At 70.4% G+C, this 19,661-nt stretch carries 13 protein-coding genes; 5 read left to right on the plus strand and 8 right to left on the minus strand.

Annotated features, from left to right (window positions below; genetic code table 11):
* Positions 1 to 35: 35 nt before the first annotated feature.
* The 3 genes from ASE43_RS08175 to ASE43_RS08185 are packed head-to-tail and all read right to left on the minus strand — an operon-like array spanning position 36 to position 2,813.
* Positions 36 to 863 carry a glycosyltransferase family 2 protein gene (locus tag ASE43_RS08175; RefSeq protein ID WP_057160117.1) on the minus strand — a complete coding sequence of 276 codons (828 nt, stop codon included), beginning with the start codon at positions 861 to 863 and terminating at the stop codon, positions 36 to 38.
* The gene (locus tag ASE43_RS08180; protein ID WP_057160118.1) at positions 856 to 1,635 is read right to left on the minus strand and encodes a beta-ketoacyl synthase chain length factor; all 780 of its coding nucleotides are present in this window, start codon (positions 1,633 to 1,635) and stop codon (positions 856 to 858) included. Before ASE43_RS08180 ends, ASE43_RS08175 begins: the two co-directional genes overlap by 8 nt.
* The gene (locus ASE43_RS08185) at positions 1,632 to 2,813 is read right to left on the minus strand and encodes a beta-ketoacyl-[acyl-carrier-protein] synthase family protein (protein WP_057160119.1); all 1,182 of its coding nucleotides are present in this window, start codon (positions 2,811 to 2,813) and stop codon (positions 1,632 to 1,634) included. The genes ASE43_RS08180 and ASE43_RS08185 overlap by 4 nt, the downstream gene beginning before the upstream one ends.
* 200 nt (positions 2,814 to 3,013) lie before the next feature.
* Here ASE43_RS08185 and ASE43_RS08190 point away from each other — a divergent pair, with 200 nt between their 5' ends.
* Positions 3,014 to 3,697, plus strand: a complete 684-nt coding sequence (locus tag ASE43_RS08190) for a YdcF family protein (RefSeq protein WP_056177808.1) — start codon at positions 3,014 to 3,016, stop codon at positions 3,695 to 3,697.
* A 189-nt stretch (positions 3,698 to 3,886) separates the two neighbouring features.
* On the opposite strand, the gene ASE43_RS08195 is transcribed toward ASE43_RS08190, so the two are convergent.
* Positions 3,887 to 4,630 (minus strand): XRE family transcriptional regulator, encoded by a 744-nt coding sequence (locus tag ASE43_RS08195; RefSeq protein ID WP_082576430.1) that lies wholly within the window; start codon positions 4,628 to 4,630, stop codon positions 3,887 to 3,889.
* 172 nt (positions 4,631 to 4,802) lie between these two features.
* On the opposite strand from ASE43_RS08195, the gene ASE43_RS08200 reads away from it, so the two are divergent.
* Together ASE43_RS08200 and ASE43_RS08205 are read left to right on the plus strand one after the other, a co-directional pair.
* Positions 4,803 to 7,112 carry a serine hydrolase domain-containing protein gene (locus tag ASE43_RS08200; RefSeq protein WP_157499764.1) on the plus strand — a complete coding sequence of 770 codons (2,310 nt, stop codon included), beginning with the start codon at positions 4,803 to 4,805 and terminating at the stop codon, positions 7,110 to 7,112.
* 77 nt (positions 7,113 to 7,189) lie between these two features.
* Positions 7,190 to 12,877, plus strand: coding sequence for an alpha-2-macroglobulin family protein (locus ASE43_RS08205; protein WP_157499766.1), 5,688 nt, complete (start codon positions 7,190 to 7,192; stop codon positions 12,875 to 12,877).
* Between the two features lie 51 nt (positions 12,878 to 12,928).
* Here ASE43_RS08205 and ASE43_RS08210 read toward each other — a convergent pair whose 3' ends face one another.
* Complete coding sequence (locus ASE43_RS08210) at positions 12,929 to 14,731, minus strand: DUF885 domain-containing protein (protein ID WP_056177813.1); 1,803 nt, start codon at positions 14,729 to 14,731, stop codon at positions 12,929 to 12,931.
* An 84-nt stretch (positions 14,732 to 14,815) separates the two neighbouring features.
* Complete coding sequence (locus tag ASE43_RS08215; RefSeq protein WP_057160122.1) at positions 14,816 to 15,334, minus strand: cytochrome c oxidase assembly factor Coa1 family protein; 519 nt, start codon at positions 15,332 to 15,334, stop codon at positions 14,816 to 14,818.
* A gap of 109 nt (positions 15,335 to 15,443) precedes the next feature.
* Between ASE43_RS08215 and ASE43_RS08220 the strand changes: the two genes are divergently transcribed.
* Both ASE43_RS08220 and ASE43_RS08225 read left to right on the plus strand, forming a co-directional pair.
* Positions 15,444 to 15,986, plus strand: a complete 543-nt coding sequence (locus tag ASE43_RS08220; RefSeq protein WP_157499768.1) for a hypothetical protein — start codon at positions 15,444 to 15,446, stop codon at positions 15,984 to 15,986.
* Between the two features lie 40 nt (positions 15,987 to 16,026).
* The gene (locus tag ASE43_RS08225) at positions 16,027 to 16,566 is read left to right on the plus strand and encodes a hypothetical protein (RefSeq protein ID WP_057160124.1); all 540 of its coding nucleotides are present in this window, start codon (positions 16,027 to 16,029) and stop codon (positions 16,564 to 16,566) included.
* A 9-nt stretch (positions 16,567 to 16,575) separates the two neighbouring features.
* Here the strand turns inward: ASE43_RS08225 and ASE43_RS08230 are convergent, their stop codons facing one another.
* Together ASE43_RS08230 and ASE43_RS08235 are read right to left on the minus strand one after the other, a co-directional pair.
* Entirely contained in the window at positions 16,576 to 17,424 is an 849-nt protein-coding gene (locus ASE43_RS08230; protein WP_057160125.1) for a transglutaminase-like domain-containing protein, read from the minus strand.
* A complete protein-coding gene (locus ASE43_RS08235) occupies positions 17,421 to 19,616 on the minus strand; it encodes a S9 family peptidase (RefSeq protein WP_057160631.1) in 2,196 nt (731 codons plus the stop codon). The genes ASE43_RS08230 and ASE43_RS08235 overlap by 4 nt, the downstream gene beginning before the upstream one ends.
* Positions 19,617 to 19,661 lie beyond the last annotated feature (45 nt).

A 19,661-nucleotide genomic window follows, 5' to 3' on the forward strand; every position in this document is an offset into this window, starting at 1 on the left:
GGCGCGGCTTCCGGTGTCGTGCGTGGCTCGCGCGTTCAGCGCGGTTCGGCGGGCAGGTCGCGTTCGCGGGCGCCGGCGAATTCGCCGCTGGGGTCGTCGATCACCGGCGCGGCCGCGCGCGTGCGCCGGTACTCCTCCATCACGTCGCCATGGCCCCAGACCTGCGCCACCACGTGCGAGGTGATGCGGTACAGATCGCGCAGCGGGCGGAAGTGGCTCTTGCGGAACCGCACCTCGTCGTTGGCCTGCTGATAGCGCGATTCGATCGGCACCGAGACCACGCCGGTGCCGAGCCGGCGCGCGGCCGAGATCAGGATCTGCGCCTCGAACACGAAGTCCTCGCCGGGCACCTCGTCCAGCGCGCACACCGCCGCCGGGTAATAGCGTTGGCCGCTCTGGCTGTCGGCGATGCGGTAACCGCAGCCCCAGCCGATGCCCCAGTCGCCGAACTCGTTGGCCAGGCGCCGGTACACCGGCGCCGAGGCGCGCTTGCGCAAACGCGCGCCAATCACGATGCAGCCGGGGTGGCGCTGCGCGCTGGCCAGCAAGCGCGGCAGATCGGCGGGGTCGTGCTGGCCATCGCCGTCCAGGGTCAGCACGCCGGCGTAGCCGCGTCGCAGCGCCTCGCGGAAGCCGTCGCGCAGGCTCGCGCCCTTGCCCATGCGCCGCGGGTGGCGCAGCACCGTCGCCGGCAAGTCGGCGATGCACTCGGCGGTGCCGTCGTCGGAGCCGTCGTCGATCACGATCACGTTCGGGCAGTGCGCGAGCGCGCCGATCACGGTCTCGCGGATGCGCAAGGATTCGTTGAGCGCGGGGATCACCACCGCGACGTTGTCGCGTTCCGGGCGCCCGGGCTCAGTCATGCGCAAGCTCCAGTTCCAGCACGCGATCGGCGCCCGCGGCCAGGCGCACCTGCGCGCTGGCGTCGGCGAGCGCATCGAACAAAGGCAGCATCGCCGCCATCGCATTGCCCTGCGAGCGCTGCGTGAGGGCGCCGCCGGCGTCGGCCGCGCCGTCGCGCAGCCGCGCGCGCACGCCCACCGTGCCCGCGCGCGGCGTGCGCGACAGCACCAGCGCGCCGCCGATCAGGCCGGTGCTGGGCGCGACCGTGGCCAGCGCGCCGCCGGCTTCGCCGTCGTAGCCGACCAGCAACACCGCCTCGGCGTTGTCGCCCAACTGCGCCAGCGCCTCGATCAGGCCTTGGGCGAAGCTGGCCTGTCCGGCGCCGATCGCGGTCGCGGCGCGCATGCAGCCGGCGCCGATGGTCCAGTAGCCGGCCGCGGCGTTGTGCACCGAGTTGTGGAAGCGCGTGGGCGAGATCGCGCGCGGATCCTCGGCCAGGGTCGCGCACATGTAGTCGGTGATCGCCAGGTCGCCGTGCGCGGACGCGAACACCGAGGCCAGCGTGGCCGGGTCGCGTCCCGCCGCCTGGCAGGCCGCAAGCGCGACTTCCAGCGCCACCGCCACGGTTTCCGGCGCGCGCCGGCGCTCGTTGGCCGGCAGCAACTGCGGCGAAGGCCGCACGGGCGCGTCGGCGATCGCCTCGGCGCCGCCGGCGTAGTCGCGCGCGGCGGTCCACGAGGGCAGGCCGCGGCTCCAATAGGCGATGCCTTCGATGTAGGCGATGGCGGTCATGCGCGTCCGAACACCAGCGAGCAGTTGTTGCCGCCGAAACCGAAGGAATTGTTCATCGCGTAACGGATCGGCTTGTGCGCATTGTCGAAACGGATCTGCGGACCGCACACCGGGTCGGGCGCGGTGCTATTGAGAATGCCGGGCAGCTCGCCGCGCTCCAGCGCGAGCAGCGCGACCGTCGATTCGACGATGCCGGCCGCGCCCAGGGTGTGGCCGGTCCAGCCCTTGGTCGAGCTGGCGTGCAGGCCGTCGGGGAACAGCGCGGCCACCGCGATCGCCTCGGCCTGATCGTTGGCCGGCGTGGCGGTGCCGTGCAGATTGAGATAGCCGACCTGGGCCGCGTCGATGCCCGCGCGCGCGAGCGCGTCGCGCATCGCCAGCTGCGCGCCCAGGCCTTGCGGGTGCGGCGCGGACATGTGGTGGGCGTCGCTGGATTCGCCATAGCCGCGCAGTTGCAGCGCGCCGGCATCATCGCCGTCGATACGTTCGATCAGGGCGTAACCGCCCGCCTCGCCCAGCGACAGACCCACGCGCGCGGCATCGAACGGCTTGCAGGGTTCGCTGGCGACCAACTGCAGCGAGTTGAATCCGAACAGCACGCTGCCGCACAAGGTATCGACGCCGCCGACCAGGGCAGCGTCGGCGTAACCGGCGGCGATCAGCCGTGCGGCTTGAGCGAATACCTTGGCGCTGGACGAGCAGGCGGTGGCCACGGTCACGCAGGGGCCGCGCAGGCCGGTCGCGCGTTGCACGAAGCCGCCCAGGGAATGCGGCTGATGGATTTCGCCGCGCGCGAGGTCGGCCGGAAAGCGGCCGTCGACCAGGCGCGTATAGGCTTCCTCGGTGGCGCCGATGCTGGCCGTGGAGGTGCCCAGCACCAGCGCCACGCGCTCGGCGCCGCGGCGCGCGACCAGCGCGGTCAGGGCCTCGGGCAGGCCGTCCTGGTTCAGCGCCAGCCAGGCCAGGCGGTTGTTGCGGCAGTCCCAGTCGGCCAGCTCGGCCGGCAGCGCCAGGCTTTCCAGGCCGTCGACGCGGCCGATCCAGCAGTCCAGCGGGTCGTGGCCGAAGTCGTTGCGGCGCAGGCCGCCGCGGCGTTCGCGCAGGGCCTGGGCCTGGGCCTCGCGGCCGCGGCCCAGGGCGGTGGTCGCGGTGTACGCGCGGATCGCCAGCGCGGGCATGGGCGGGGGCGGCAACGACTCAAGCGACACGCAGGACTCCGGGCGAGACGAGGCCGGAGTATAGCCAGCGCGGCGTGGAGCGATTAGGCCGCGGCGTTCAGCTTGCTGTCGCTTGCGCCAGGGCGGGCCCGCGGCATGCGGCGCGGCGCTGGCGCAGGCGTAGACTGCGCATCCCACCGCCATTCCGTCCGCCTGCGCGCATGTCCAGCCGTACCGCCCACCGCCTTGCCTTGTTCGGCGATCGCGACGTGCTGCACGCCTGCGCGGTCGCCGCCACGGTATGCGCCCTGAGCGCGGGCCTGGTCTATGTCGGCTACTTCGTGCACGTGCTGCGGGTGGCGCGCAACGCGCCTTGCCAGCCCGAGCGCGGCGAATGCGTGCTGCTGTTCGGCAAGCACGCGCCGCGCGGGCGCATCGACCGCGATTTCGAAGCGCGCCTGGACCGCGCGGTGTCGCTGTGGCGCGCGCGTCCGCCGGCCAGCGTGGTGCTGTTGGGCGGCGGCGCGCCGGACGAGCCCAGCGAAGCCGAGGTCGCGCGCGGCGGCCTGTTCGCGCGCGGTTTGTCGCCGGATGCGCCCTTGCGCCTGGAAGCCGAATCGCGCGACACCCTGCAGAACCTGCGCAACGCCCGCCATCTGCTGGGCGATGGCATGCGCTCGCGCGTGACCTTGCTCAGCAGCCGCTATCACCTCGCGCGCTGCGCCCTGTTCGCCCGTCAGCTGGGTTTCGATTGGGAGCTGTGCGCGGCCGAACCGCGACTGCAGCTGGGCCCGCGCATGCTGTTGCGCCTGGCCGGCGAAGCGGCCTACGTGTGCATGAGCGACATCGGCGCGCGCTGGGCGCGCCTGATCGGCCATCGCCGCATGCTGTCGCGGGTGAGCTGAACCCGGCCGCGTCGGCGTTTTTGCGGAGGCGGTCGCGCCCTGGCAGGTAGGGGGGGCGCGGCGCGGATTTACGCTACGGCGGCTGTTTTCCGATCAAGAAAGCGTCCCGACGCAACGCCGGTGCGCGCGCGATCCGGCGCTGTTTTCCAGCGCGAATCGGCTTGTGGCGGCGTGCGCGAGCGCGCCGGTTCAGCCGGCGGCGCGGCGCCGGGGCGGGGCGGGGCGGCTTGCGGCGGGAGCGGTCGCGCCGCGCGCGGAGTTCGCGCCGGCCTGATAGCTCGCGCGCAGGCTTTCGGGCGGTTCGGATTCGGTGCACACCGACAGCACCCGGCAGGTCGCATCGCCGACCGCGATATAGGCGTGGCCCATGTTGCTGTCGAAATAAATCGAGTCGCCCACTTCCAGACGCGCGGGCGCATACAGATCGGTGTGCAGCTCCAGCGAACCTTCCAGCACCAGCGCGAATTCCTCGCCCGGGTGGCGGATCAGTTCGCCGAACTCCTGCAGCGAACGCGCACGGATCTCGGCCACGATCGGGGTGAAGCGCTTCTGGCGCAGCTCCGAGGCCGGAAAACGCTGGCCGTAGTTGTCGGTGTCGATCGCATAACCTTCGTTGGCGCGGGTGATGCTGCGCCGTCCGGTCGGCACCTGCTGCGGCGCCGCGGCTTGCGATGACGAGCCGAACAGGTCGGCGATATCGATCTCCAGCCCGCGGCTGATGCGGGTCAGCTTGTCGTAGGTCAGCGACATGCGGTTGTTCTCGACCTTGGACAGGGTCGAGATCGGCAGTCCGGTGCGATCGCTGAGTTCCGACAAGGTCCAGCCGCGCTGGGTACGCAAGGCGCGCAGCGTGTCGCCCGGTTGCGAGGCGATGCCGGAGACGCTGCCTTTCGGGTCACGCTTGGGGCGCACTGCGCGTGTGTTCGAGGTCATGGTCGAACTTTAGGGCCTAGACGAGAGGCCTGCCAAGCGATCATGGAGCGGTCCTTTTTAGAAAACGTTTGTCCGTAATGGCAAAATCCTACCGCAATCCCGGTCGCGACGGGTCCTGGCGCTTAGGATGTGGCGCGCCGCCGATCGCGTCGGCCGCACAGGGGGAGTCGTGGTGTCCAAATCGCTGCAGTCGCTGATGGGCCGGGTCGGCCTGTGTTCGCTGGTGCTGGTGTTGGCGACCGCCGGGCTGCGGCCGCCGCCGGCGCTGGCGGCCCCGCCGGCCGCCGCCGCGCCCGCCGCGTCGCCGCAGACCGGCGTCGCGCCGCCGCCAGCGGACGCGTCCGCACCCGACGAGCCGGTGCCGGCCGCGGCCGATCCCGCCGCGGTGGTGTTCGAGCAGGAGACCCCGCGTCCCGGGGTGGCGCCCAGTCGCAGCTCCAGTACCGACGTGATTCCGCTCGCGCCGCCGGCCGCGCCCGAGCCCGCCAGCGCCGATCCGGCCGCCGCCCAAGACGGCGCCGCGGCGCTCGCGGTCACGCCCGTCCAGGACGAGGCGCCGGCGATCGCCTTGCCCGAGTTCCTGCCGGATCCGGCCGCGTTCGCGCCCGGCGCCGCGATCGCGCTGCAAGCCGATGCCGCGCCGCAACTGGAGGCCGCCGACGCCCTGGCCTACTTCGACGGCGTGATCGGCAGCGCGCTCGCACGCAGCGACATCGCCGGCGTGACCCTGTCCGTGGTCAAGGACGGTCGCCTGCTGTTGAGCAAGGGCTACGGCTACGCCGATGTCGCGCGCCGCACCCCGGTCGATCCGGCGCGCACCCTGTTCCGCCCGGGCTCGGTGTCCAAACTGTTCACCTGGACCGCGGTGATGCAGCAGGTCGAACGCGGCCGCATCGACCTGGACGCCGACCTCAACCGCTACCTGGATTTCAAGATTCCTCCCTATCGCGGCCGGCCGGCGACCATGCGCCAGCTGATGACGCACACCGCCGGTTTCGAGGAATCGCTGAAGCATCTGTTCGCGGCCGACGTCCGCACCCTGCGCGGCAACGCGCGCTATCTCAAGTCGGTGCAGCCCGAGCGCGTGTTCGCGCCCGGCGAAGTGCCGGCCTATTCCAACTACGGCGCCGCGCTGGCCGGTTATGTGGTCGAGCGAGTGACCCGTCAGCGCTACGAGGATTACATCGAGGCCGAAATACTGCGGCCCCTGGGTATGTACCGCGCCAGCTTCCGCCAGCCGCTGCCCAAGGCGCTGGCGGCGGACCTGGCCGGCGCCTACCGCGACGGACGCGGCGCGCCGCCGCACGCGTTCGAACTGGTCAATCCGGCGCCGGCCGGCGGCCTGTCGGCCTCGGCCGAGGACATGGCGCGCTTCATGCTGATGCAGCTGGGCGAAGGCCGATTGGGCGAGGCGGTGCTGCTGCAGCCCGACACCGCGCGTCGCATGCACGCGCCGGCGTATCGCGCGTTCCCGGCCTTGAACGCGATGGCGCTGGGCTATTTCCGCAACGATCACAACGGCGTGCTCACGATTGGCCACGACGGCGCGACCGAGGCTTTCCAAAGCAGCTTGCTGCTGTTCCCGCAGTCGCAGGTCGGCCTGTTCGTATCGGTGGACGGGCCCACCGCGAGCGCGGCGGCGCTGCGCCGCGAAGTGGTGCGCGGTTTCAAGCAGCGTTATTTCCCGCGCGCGGGCAAACCCGAGCCGACCCTGGCCAGCGCCGCGACCCACGGCCGCCAACTGGTCGGCCGTTACGAAAGTAGCCGCGCCTCGTTCGACAACGTCTTCGTGCTCGCGCGTTACCTGTCGCAGACCAAGATAGCGCTGCACCCCGACGGCAGCCTCACGGTCTCGTCGCTGCGCGGCGCGGACGACAAGCCGCGGCGTTGGCGCGAGGTGCGACCCTACGTCTGGCGCGAGATCGACGGCGACGCGCTGTTGGCGGCGAAGCTGGATCGCGGCCGGGTGGTCGCGGTCGCCAGCGACGCGCATCCGCCGGCGGTGTGGCTGCAGCCGGTGCCGGCCTGGCGTTCGGCGGGCTGGTCGCTGCCCTTGTTATTGGCCGTGTTGGCGCTGCACGCGCTGATGCTGTCGCTGTGGCCGGTGGCGGCCCTGGTGCGGCGTCACTACGGCCGGCGCCTGGTCCTGGATCGCCGCGCGCGCCGTCTGCGCCTGGCGACGCGGCTGGGCCTGCTTTCGAACCTGGCCATGGCCGGTATGTGGCTATGGCTGCTGGCGCGCGCCGACGCCGACATCGCCCTGCTCGACGGCGGCCTGGACGGCTGGATCCGCCTCGCCCAGTGCCTGGCCCTGCTGTCGCTGCCGATCGCCGCGCTCGCGATCGCCAACGCGATCCAGGTCTGGCGCGCGCCGCGCGACCGCTGGCATCGCCTGGGCGCCAGCCTGATCGCGCTGGCCTGCACGCTCCTGGTCGGCTTCGTGTTCGCCTTGCATGTGCTGACGCTCACCTTGAACTATTGAGGGTGTTCGTCGCCGCAACCCCGGTTGGCAAGTTCGGACGTTGCTGTTCATGATGCCGAAAGGACTGGGGGACGGTCATGCGTGCATGCGATGAGCTCAAGGGATGGCTGACGGCGGCGCTGTGCGCGATGGCGCTGACGGCGCCGGCGCAGGCCGCGACCGCACAGGGCGTTCAGGTCGAAGCCGACATGAATCTCGACTCCCTGACCATCGCGTTCGACCGCCCGATGCGGGTCTGGGACAACAGCATCGCCGCCGACCAGATTCGCATCGAGCCCGCGTTGCCCTTGCAGTGCGCATGGAGCGACGACCTCAGGATCCTATGCCGCTACGGCGAGGGTCGTCATCCGGCGACCGCCACCGAGTACGCGATACGGCTAGGCGCAGGCCTGCGTACCGGCGACGGCGCCGCCGTTCCCGCCCAGACCTTGAAGCTGGAATACCTGCGGCCGGACTTGTCGGCTGAGGTGAGGGACTGGAAAAACGGCGTCCCCACGATCGAATTGTCCACCAGCGCCAAGAGCACCATGGCGCAGGTCGCCGATGTTCTGACGCTGACGGTGGATGGGCGCGATATGCCGCTGCCCGCATTGAAGTCTCTGCCGCCGTCGTGGGCGTGGCAGGCCGGCTCGCGTTTCGCCTTTGATCTGTCGACCGTTGCGCGGCCGGACGCACGCGTAGTGCTGTCGCAACGTCCGGGCCTGCGCGGCAGCGAGGGTCCGTTGCGGAGCATCGCTTCCGGCAAGCTGGCCGACCTGGTCGTCAATGAGCGCTTTCGCCTGCGCGGCGTGGTGTGCGACGGGCGCGACGCGACCCACAAGGTCGTTCCGGTCGACGGTGCGCTCGCGATCGAATGCTTGCCTGGCGAAAAAGTGCAGATGGTGTTCTCGCACCGTTTGCGCGAGGACGCGGCGGCATGGGCGGCCAAGCTGCCGGCTGAAGTGAAGGTCCTCAATCGGCCCTACGATCTTCACAGTTACTCCGAACCGCGTTTCGGGCCGGACAAGGACGGCCCCAAGCGCGCGCCGAGTCAGGCTTTGGACCTGAGCGTCGACGCGGCCCAAGTCGAACGCAGCCTGATTCTGGACGATGCATTGCGGTCCATGGCCGACGGCAGCGCGGTGGCGCCGGTGACTTTGCGAATCCGCACGCGCGATTACCGGCCTGCGCTGCGATCGGCGCACGAACGCGGATTGATCGCCGATGGTCGGCACCCGCCTGCCTTGCTGCACGCCGTCGGCGTGGAGCGCCTCAAAACCGAGGTGATCGGCCTGTCGGATCGGCCCCGCGCAGAAATCGCGACGGTATCCATGAGCTCGCTGGCGCCGGCCGCGGTCAAGCCGCCTGCGGTCGTCGCCCAGGTCCTGGACGGCGACGGCTGGTTGCAATGGTGGGTCAAGCCGAACGAGGCGCTGGAATTCGCCGCGCCCGCGTTCGATCTGTTCGTCGTCGCCGGCCGCCGCGAGGTACTTGCCTGGGCCAGCGATTGGAACGGAGGCGGCGCCGTCGCCGGGGCGACGGTCGAGCTGTTGCTGCGCGATGCCGACGCCGTGCCGCCGCGGGTAGTGGCCCGTGGAATCACCGCCGTCGACGGCACGGTCGCGCTGCAGCTGCCGCCGGACCTGGCCCTGCCGGAGCCGGGCCGGCACTCCCGCAACCAGGCGCCCGCGGCATGGTGGTTGCGCGCCACGGACGGCCGTGGCCAGCGCGCGGCGCGTGCCGTATTGCCGCTGGGCGAGAACGATTGGCAGTTTGAGCTGGGCCGCCCCTACGCGCGTCGATTCTGGGGGGTCGCCGACAAGCCGCTGTATCGCGCCGGCGAGACCGTGCGCTATCGGATTTGGCAGCGCGAGTTGCACGGCACGCGCATGAAGAGCGGCGCGCGCGGCTTGTCGCAGCGCCTGGGCCTGGTCGGCCCGTTTGAAAGGAACGTGCTGGAATGGGACGTCGTCGCCGACGACAGCGGCGCCTTGCAGGGCGAACTCGTACTCCCGGCGCATCTGCCGGACGATAGCTACTGCATCGGCATTGCCGAGCGCGGCGACACCCAGGGCACCTGTTTCTTCGTCGGCACCTACCGAGGCCAGGACCTGTGGGCGCAAGCCAGCGCGCCGGATCGGTTGCTGCGCGATGGCGACCGTTTCGAGATCGACCTGAGCGCGGGCTTCTATTCGGGCGGTCCGGCCGTGGCCGCGAAAGTCGCGGAAGTGTCCGGCATGCTGACCGGCTTGCCGCTCGATCAGGCCTACCCGCAGTACCGCGACTACGAGTTTGTCGACGTGCGTACCCCCGCCGCGGAGAGCGGGATTCCCTTGCAGGGAGATCGCGGCGAGCTGGGGCGCACCAACGGTGAAGGGCAGCTGCGCCTGAGCCTGCCGGTCGCGTTCACGCTCAGGGATCCGGACACCGACAAACTGCCCGCGTTCGGCCGTCTGCAAGTCATCGCCGGGGTGATTCCCAGCGAGCGCGACGGTACCTCCAGCAATGCGGTGCAGGCGCGCTATGCGCGTTATCCGCGCTACGTCGGGCTGCGCACCGAGCCGGCCTGGGCGCTGGAGCGCGATCGGACGCCGCAGCTGGAAGCGGTGGTGATCGATGCCGAGGGACGCGAAATCGCCGATGCCTCGGTCGAAGTCGAGGTGCGACACGCCGATGACGACGCGACGGTGCTGCAGCGCTGCGTGCTGGCGGTGCGCAGGCTGACGCCTTGCGACTTTCCGCATGCGAAATCCGGCGAGTACCGTCTGCTTGCGCGCAGCGGCACGGCGGCGCCGGCGACACTCACCCGTTACGTATGGAGCGGATGGAGCGGCGCCGAAGGAGCGCCTAAAGAACCCAGTTTGCGACTGCTGCGGAACCCCGAGGCGGGCGATACGACGGCGCGTGTGCAACTGATGCAGCCGTATGCGCGAGCGCAGGTGCTGCTGCTGACGCGCGATGCGGACCGCTTGATCGGACATCGCATCAAAATGGTGACCGAACCGGCGGTAAGCTTCGATATCGAGCTGGGCGATCGGGCGCGGGAGGGCGTGGACGTGTCGGCCTACGTGCTCGATGCGACGCCGGCTTCCGAACCTTTGGATGCGGACGGCTACCGCCGCCCGCCGGCGCGCAGCCATGCCGAGCTGCGGATCGAACTGCCGGCGCCCGCACCGTCGGCGCCACCGCTGGAGCTGCGCTTCGACGCGGTCTCCGCTCGCCCCGGCGATACGGTGACGTTGCTGGTGCGCAACCGCAGCGGCCAGGCACGCGAGGTGACTTTGACGGTGCTGGACGATGCCTTGCGCGCCCTGGCGGGCGAGGAGTGGGCCTTGTTCGATCCCCAGGGCCAGCAATGGCTGGGTGGGGTCGGCCACCACGGCAGACTGCGCGATAGCTCCTTCCAGGGCTGGGTCCGTGGGCCGTGGCGATTGCAACTGCCGTGGCCGGGAACCACGGTCGACGGCGATGCGATCGCCCTGGATCGCATCGAAGTCACCGCATCGCGCATCAAGCGCGCCGACGTCGAAACCGGGACGACGCTGGACCGGATCGAGGTGACCGGTTCGCGCATCGATCTGAAGGACATTTTCTACGGGGGAGTGGGACGACTCGACGCGCCCGCGCGGCCGCGCGACGCCCGGCATGGTCTGGCGGCGCTGGCGCGCGTGCGCACACAGTTCGCCGATACCGCCGCATGGATGCCGGGGCTGCGTCTGGCAGCCGGCGAGACGCGCCGGATCCAACTGAAGCTGCCCGACAACCTGGCCCGCTGGCGCGCGGTGGCCTGGAGCAATGGCGCCGACGAGGATTTCGGCATGAGCGAGGCCACGCTCGAGGTCGGGCTGCCGCTGGAGGTGCGCTTGCAGACGCCTACGCGCCTGTATCCGGGCGATCGCGCGCGTCTGGCCGCGAACGCACGCCAGAGCGGCGAACGCGCGATCGACGTGCGTACCGTACTGCAGACCGAGGGCAGCGCGGCCACGCGCAGCGAAGGCAAGCTGGAACTGGCGCCACGCGGGCAGACCGGGTATTCCAGCGAGCTCCTCGCCGACGCCGTCGGCAGCATGCTCGCCACCGCCGCGGTAGAGGCCGGCGCCGATCGCGACGCGGTCGCGGCGCCGATCGAGGTCGCCTCGCCCTACATCGCGGCGCGGCGCCGGCAAGCCGGTTGGCTAGGCGAGGGCATCATGACCCTGGCATTGCCCGCGCTGCCCGCCAGCGCGTTGGATCCGACATTGCAGTTGAGCTTGCAGCGCGGCAGCGGCGCCCTGGTGGATCGCTGGACCGCGGACCTGCGCGACTATCCGCATCGCTGCTGGGAGCAGATTCTCAGCCGCGCGGTCGCGGCCGCACTGGCCTTGCAACGCGACGGCGGTGCGCAGTGGCCGGGCGCCAAAGCGGCGGTGCGCGAGGCGTTGGACAACGCCGCGGTGTTCCAGAGGGACGACGGCGGTTTTCGCTACTTCACCGACGATGGCAACGACTACGGCTTGGATTTCCAACGCGATCCGCGCGAGCAGCCGCAGATCGCGCTGACCGCTTACACCGCCGAGGCCCTGCAGCTGCTGCATAGCCTGGGCCAGCCGGTGCCTGCGACCTTGCGCGACCGCGCCGCCGGTTTCCTGCGCAGCCATGCCGCGGTGCGGGCGCTGGACGCGCGTACCGAGGAACAGATCGAGTCGTTGAACCGCGCGGCGCTCGCGCTGGGCGCGCAGGGCGTGGCCGACGCCGATGCGCTGACGCCCTTCTGGAAGCAGTGGCAGCGCCTGTCCCTGCCGGCGCAGATCGCGCTGACGCGCGGCTCGGCGCAGCTGGGCGACGAACGCGCGCGTTTAGGGGTGAAAGAGCTGCTGGCGCGCGCGCCCGCGCGCGGGCCGTCGCGGGTGCTGTCGGCGGGCACGGATTACGAGCGCTGGATGAGTTCCGACTTGCGCGAGCAGTGCGCGCTGATCGATCTGTTGCGCGAGTACCCGGACCTGGCCAACGCGAGCGCGCGCCGGGAACTGATCGCCGGCCTCACCGACCTGTACGCAAGCGGCGAGGAACGCATCGATACCCAGAGCGGCGCGGTCTGCCTGGCGGCCTTGCGCGACGATGCCGTCGCCAAGGCCAGCGAGCCCTACGCGGCCCAGGTCGCATTGGGCGCCGAACGCAGCGAACTTCGCCTGGCACCCGGCGACGCACAGACGCAATGGCGGCCGCAAGCGGCGGCGGCCGGTACGCTGCGGATCGAACCGGGACGGCCGGGCGCCGCACCGGTGGCCTATTTCGCCGAAGTCGATTATCGCGAAGACGCGCGCCACGCCCAGGCTAGCGCGATCGGGCTGGCGATCGAACGCAGCTACGCGGTGCTGCGCGACGGACGCTGGATCCCGGTCGCGAAGACCGAGGTGCGCGTCGGAGACTGGCTGCGCATCAGTCTGGTCGTGCACAACGGCGCGACGCGCCACTTCGTCGCCATCACCGACGACGCGCCCGGTGGTCTGCGTCCCACCGATCTGAGCTTGAACGGCGTCGCCGGCCTGGACCTCAAGCGCGTGTCCGATCCGGGCACTTACTGGTTCAACACGCGCCGGCTGGACGCGCGCAGTCCGCGCTTCTACGCCGAGTACCTGCCGGCCGGGCGCCACGAGCTGCATTACTTCGCGCTGGCCGGCAACGGCGGCGACTATCTGGCCGCGCCGGCGCGGGTGGAACTGATGTACGGCAAGGCCAGCCACGCGCGCACCGCGTCGGCGCGCCTGCATATCCTGGCGCCGGCCGCCGAGCGCGCGCGGCCCTGAAAAAAACAGGCCGCGGGAGACGGGCTCCCGCGGCCTGCGCATCGCGACCGATCAGCGCTTGCGTTGCGCCGGCACGAAGTTCTCGCGCACCGCCTTGGCCAGCTGGTCCGGCGGCAGCAGGCCCTGGTCGAGCAGGAAGTTGTTGAACGCCAGGCGGTCGAACTTGTCGCCCAGCGCCAGTTCGGTTTCCATGCGCAGCTCGAGGATGCGGCTGTAGCCGTAGAAGTAGCTGCCGGCCTGACCGGGTGCGTTGAAGGTGTAGCGGTCCAGTTCCTGCTTGGTCATCGCCGGCGACAGGCCGACCTGCTCGCGCAGCACCTTGCCCGCGCTTTCGCGGTCGGTCAGGCCCAGGTTGAGCATGGGGTCCAGCATCGCGCGCGCGGCGCGCATCAGGCGGAACTGCAGCGCGATCAGCTGGCCGTCCAACGGCTCGTACGGCACCATCTCGGCTTCGGCGTACAGCGCCCAGCCTTCGACGTTGACCGAGTTGAACGCGAACATGGTGCGCGCCAGCGAGATGCCGCGTTCGACCATGGCGGTGAACTGCAGTTCGTGGCCGGGGCGGCCCTCGTGCGCCGACAGGGTCCAGGCAACGGAGTCGAAGTTGAAATCGTCGTAGTGCAGGGTGCTGCCGTCGGGGTTCGGAACGGCGATCGGCAATACGAACTGGCCCTGCTGGCCGGTGTTGCCGATCAGCGGCGCCGGCAGGAAGTGCGGCGCCGGCTGCGCCGCCGATTCGGCCTCGCTGCCCAGGCGCATCACCATCGGGCGCTGCGGCACGTCGACGATCTTTTCCTTGCGGATGATCGGATCGATCGCGTCGATCACGGTGCGGTAGCGCGCTTCCAACTGATCGTTGGGGATGCTGTTCTTCTTCAGCGCGTTGATGACGGCGACGTAGTCGTGGCTGTCGATGCCGGTGATGCCCTTGGCCTGGGCGACCAGCGGCGCGAGCTGGCGCATCGCCGCGCGGGTTTCCATGAACTCGACCTGGGCGCGGCGGATCAGCAGCTGCGGGTCGACGTCGATGCCGTACTGCTTGAGCCCGAATGCGTACAGCTCGGGCGGCAGGCGGTTGTCGGTGCGCGCCTGCGGCAGCACCGTGGCGCGCGCCCAGGTCGCGTAATCCTTGAATTGCTGCTCCATCGCCTTCAGCGCCGGCTCGGCGTCGGCGATCTTGTACTTCTCGAACAGCTTGCGGATGCCGGCCGCGTAGGTCTCGACGTTGCCCAGGGCCTGTTCGACCTCAAGCTTGGTCGGACGCAGCTTGGCGGCATCGGTCGCGCGCTCTTCGTAGCGCTGGCGCGCGAGCACGGTGATCGGCGTGGCATCGGCGCCCTGGCCGACGTAGTTCTTCAGGCGCGCCAGCGCGCGTGCGCGACGCTCCGGCGGGGTCTGGTCGGACAGCAGGCCCTGCATGCCCTGGAACACCATCTGCGGGGCGTCGTTCCACGGCAGGGTCAGGCGTTCGTTGAGCTCGCTGCCGGCGATGCTCTGATCGGCGGCGGCGATCATGATCTCCAGGTCCTGGCGCACGTCCGGGTTGCGCTCGAGCTGGAGCTTGCCGCGCAGTTCGTCGCGCGCCTTGGCGATGGTGGCGCGGTAGCGCGCGCCGGTGTCGGGCTTGAGGTCGGCGACGCGCTCGTCGAAGCCGGGCACGCCGAAGAACGACATCTGCTCCGGCGCGAACTCGCCTTGCGCCTTGAGCAGGATCTGGGCGTAGCCGTTGCTGGTGGTGACCCAGGCCGGTACCGGCTTGGTGGCGGCAGCGGCGGGTTTGGCGGCCGCCTGCGCGGCGAGCGCGGCGGTCGGCGCGAGCAGCGCCAGGGAAATCGCGAGAGCGAGGGTCTTCATGGGCGATGGAGGGCCGGTGGGAGGTCCGCCGACCATAGGCCCCAAGCCCGGCGCGGGCATGCGCCGTAGGTCACGTACCGCGAATCAGGCGTCGTCGACGTCGCCGGAAGCCTCGGAATCGTCGGCATCGGACGCAGGCCGGTCGCAGCAGGGCGGGTCGGACGACTCGTCCAGGGCCGGCGCGGTGGTCGGGATCAGCGAAATCTCGCGTCCGTCCGCCAGCCGCACCAGCATGGTCGCGTACTCCCAGCCCTTGCCCTCGTTGAGCGCCGCCACCGTCAGCTTGGCTTCGGCCTTGGCGCCGACCAGGGGGATTTCGAGATAGGCATGGCCTTCGTCCTTGCCGCTGACGCTACCCATCACGAACATGCCGGTCTCGATCGGCTTGCCCAACGCGGCGGCGACCTGGGGATCGTTGCGCGCCCGCGTCACCGCTTCGACGTAGGCAGGGTGGGATTTCATGTCCTTCATGATCATCGAGAACACGCCGCCGGCGATGGCCAGCGGTACCACCAGGCACAGCACCGCCAGCAGCGGCAGCAGCCACAGACGATTGCGTTGCGCCCAGTCGCGCTTGGGCAGGGGCGGCGGAGCGATGGACATGCGGGCGTTCCCTAGTGCGTATGGACGCAGTATCCGCAGTCCCGGGCCCTGCGCCAAGGCGGTGCGCGCACGCGCGGACGCCGTGGTAAAACGCAAACAAGGGGGCGCCATGGCTCAGGTACCGAAGATCGACTCGCCGTGTCCGTTGGGGATCGACGAGCAACGCCGGCTGGACGGGCATTGCGGGCGCTGCGACAAGCAGGTGCATCGCCTGGATGCCTTGAGCGATGGCGAACGGCGTGCGTTGCTGAGCACCGCCGACGGGCCGATCTGCGTGGCCTACCGCGCCGAACGCCCGCGTGCGACCCGGCGCAGCGCGGGCTTCGGTATCGCGATCGCGGCGACCCTGGTCTCGAGCGGCGCGTTCGCCGCCGGCTCGCCTACGTCGCTGATCTCGCCCGTGAAGGGACCGCCGGTGTTGCTGGTGCCGCAGGACGAGACGAAGGACTGCGCCGATGAGGCTGAGGTCACGAGCATCGAGAGAATCGAAATGGTGGGCGGGGTCAACGACCCGGCCGACGCGCACTGGGTCGACGACAGCGACCTGCCCGAATTGCCGATGCGCGAGGCCGCTTCGCTGGACGACGGGATGGCCGCGCTCGATCGCGCCGGCGCCGTTGAACCCAACGCAAACCCCGATTCCACGCGTTAGCCGTTAACGACGGTATCCCACCCTCGCAGGAACGCTCGCCATGGCCCTGGTACCCAAGATCGACCAGCCTTGTCCGCTCGGCATCGACGAACTGCGCCGCTTGAACGGCTACTGCGGCCACTGCAAGACCCAGGTGCATGCCCTGGACGGCTTGAGCGAGGCGGAGCGACGCGCCTTGCTGCAGGCCGCCTCCGGGCCGATCTGCGTGTCCTACGGGGTGCCCAGGCCGGCGCCCGCGCGCCGCGGCGCCGGTTTCGGCCTCGCGATCGCCGCGACCCTGGTGTCGGGCGGCGCGTTCGCGGCCGATCCGCCGTCGCTGTTGGCGCCGGCCGCGACCGAGCCCGCCGCCACGCCGGTCGCCGCCACGCCTTTGCTGCCGGCCGCCGACGCCGTCGAATGCGAGTCGACCGAGCTCGATTTCGTCACCATCACCGGCGGCGGCGTCAGCGATCCGCAAGACGCGCAATGGGTCGACGACAGCGACCTGCCCGAACTGCCGATGCGCGATGCCGCCCATCTGGATAGCGCTTCGGCGTTGGCCGATCTCGACGACGAGAGCGTCGCGCGCCCCGAGCGTTGAATGCCGCGCTCAGCGCGCGCCTTCGATCACGCCGCTGGCTTCGATCACCTTGAGACGCCCGATCGCCGCCAGCACGCCGGTGCCGTCCTCGGGCAGGCCGTCGCCGATGCGCAGGGCGATATGGCCGCTGTCGAAACGGCCCAGGCCGGCGTCGTAGCTGATCCAGCGCCGTCCGTCCCAGGCCTGCACCCACACGTGCGGACCGAACACATGGCTTTGGCCGGTGAAGCGGCTGGCGTACGCGACGCCGTAGGCGACGCGGGTCGGGATGCCCTGCGCGCGCCCTAGCGCGGCCAGCAGCACGGCGAACTCGGTGCAGTCGCCGCCGCGCGAGGCCAGCGCCTGCGAGGCGCTGAGATAATCGCGGTAAGCGATAGGGCCGTTCATGTGCTGCTGCACGGCCTTGACCAGCGATTGCATACGGCGTTCGACGCCCTGGCCGCGCGCGTGCTGGCGTGCGAACGCACGCACGCTGCGCTGGTCGCTGTCGATCCAGGCGTTGGGCGCGAGATAGCGTCGCAGTTCGGCCGGGTCGGGCGCCGCTTCGTCGCCGCAGTCGGCGCAGACGTCGATCAGCGCGGTCGCGGCGGCGGCATCGCGCACGCGCACGCGTTGTTCGCCGGTGGCCGGCCAGGGCCAGACCAGGGCGGGCTCGAACGCGAGCGCGTAACGGATGCGGCCGCTGCGCGCGCGCTCGGACATCTTGTAAGGCGAGGCGACCAGGCGCGCCTGGATCAGCGCGCGCGCCTGCGACTCGCTCGCGCCCAGCGTCGGCGCCTGCGCCTGGGCGACGGCGCAGGCCAGCAGGGCCGCCGCGCTCAGCGGCCCGCGCCAGGCGCGTAGCGCGGCCGCGATCACGGCTTCAGACAGCGCGCGAAGAAGTTTTCGGTGATGCGCATCCGATGCAGATTGTCCTTGCCCTTGAGGCCGTGTTTGGCGCCGGGGTAGGTCATCAGTTCGAAGGGCTGGCCGCGTTGCTGCAGCGCGCTCATCAGCACGGTGGAATTGCTGAACAGCACGTTGTCGTCGGCCATGCCGTGGATCAGCAGCAGCGGCGACTTCAGCCCGTCGATGTGCTCGAGCACGCGCGCTTCGCGATAGCCGGCGACGTTCTGGTCGGGCAAGCCCATGTAGCGCTCGGTGTAGTGACTGTCGTACAGCGCCCAGTCGGTGACCGGCGCGCCGGCCACGCCGCAGGCGTAGGCATCGCTGGCCTTGGCCAGCAGCATCAGGGTCATATAGCCGCCGTTGGACCAGCCGTAGACGCCGATGCGTTCGCCGTCCACCCAGGGCTGCGACTTCAGCCAGGCCACGCCCTTGAGCTGATCGGCGACTTCCACCGTGCCCTGCTTGGCGTACAGCGCGCCGCCGAAGGCCGCGCCGCGGCGCGGCGTGCCGCGGTTGTCGATCGAGAACACCACATAGCCGTGCTGGGCCAGGTACTGGTTGAAGTCGGGCGCCCAGGTGCGCTTGACCGTCTGCGCGGCCGGACCGCCGTAGACGTTGACCACCACCGGATAGCGCTTGGCCGGGTCGAAGCCGCTGGGCTTGAGCACGCTGTATTGCAGTCGGGTCTTGCCGTCGGCCGCGGTCAGGCTGCCGAACTCGATTTCGCGATGGGCCTGGCGGTAGCGCGCATAGGGATGCTTGGCGTCGGCGGGATCGTTGTCGATCAGCGCGGCGATGCGGCTGCCGTCGTTGCGGTACAACTCCAACTGCGGCGGGGTCAGCGGGTTGGACCAGTTGTCGACATAGACGCTGGCGTTGCGGGCGAAGCTGGCGCTGTGGATGCCGTCGGTCTTGGACAGGCGTTCGATCGCGCCGCCGCTCAGGGCCACGCGGTAGATCTGCACGTCCAGCGGCGAGTCCTTGCCGGCGGCGAAGTAGACCTGGCCGGCGTCCTCGTCCACCGCCAGCACGCTGTCCACCGGCCAGTCGCCCGAGGTCAGCGCGGTGGCCTTGCGGCCGTCGGCGGACAGCAGGTAGAGGTGCTCGTAGCCGCTGCGCTCGCTGTTCCACAGGATGCGGCCGTCCTTGAGGAAATGCAGATCGTTGTTGAGCGGCACCCAGGTCTTGGCGCGTTCGCTCGCCAGGGTGCGTTGCTTGCCGCTGTCCAGGTCGGCTTCGATCAGTTCCAGCAGGTGCTGATCGCGCGATTGGCGCTGGAAAGTCAGGTGCCGCGGATCGCGCCAGTCGACGCGGGCCAGATAAATGTCGGGGTTCTTGCCCAGGTCCACCCAGCGCGCAGCGCCGCCGCTGGGCGCGATCACGCCCAGCTGGATCAGCACGTTGCGGTCGCCCGCGGCCGGATAGCGCTGCTCGACCACGTCGGTGCGGTCGGGATAGACCTCGTAGCGCTTCTGCACCGGCACCGGGCTTTCGTCGATGCGCGCGAACGCGATCGCCGAATCGTCCGGCGCCCACCAGTAGCCGGTGTGGCGGTCCATTTCCTCGTCGGCGACGAACTCGGCGATGCCGTTGCCGATCGTGTCGCTGCCGTCGCGGGTCAGCTGGGTGGCCTTGCCGTCGGCCAGGTCGATCACCCACAGGTTGCGGTCGCGCACGAAACTCACGTAACCGCCCTTGGGCGAGAGCTTGGGATCGGTGGCGAAACCTTCGCCATGGGTGAGCTTGCGCACCGCGGCCTTGCCGGTCTTGCTCAGGTCGTAGAGGTAGAGCTCGCCGCCGAGCGGGAACAGCAGGGTCTTGGCGTCGGGCGACCACTGGTAATCGACGATCCCCGACAGCGCGGCGATGCGCTGGCGCTCGCGGCGCGCCTTCTCGGCGTCGCTGAGCACTTCCGCGCCCGGCAGCACGTCGTCGGAATCGACCAGCAGCTTGGATTTGCCGCTGGCGATGTCGTAGGCCCACAGGTCCAGGCGGTTCTTGTCGCGCTCCTTGCCGCGCAGGAAGCCGACCCGGCTGCCGTCGGGCGCGATGCGCGGCTTGGTCAGGCTGGGGCCCGACAGCGGGGCGTCGCCGGCCAGGGCTTCCAGCGTGAGTTTTTCGGGAGCGTTCTGCGATAGCGCGGGGATGGCGGTGAGCGACATGGCGAGCAACAGGCAGGCGGCGAGGCCGCGGCGGGCGAAGGGAGT

The organism is Lysobacter sp. Root983, assembly GCF_001429345.1.
In the GTDB taxonomy this organism is placed as follows: Bacteria; Pseudomonadota; Gammaproteobacteria; order Xanthomonadales; family Xanthomonadaceae; genus Lysobacter.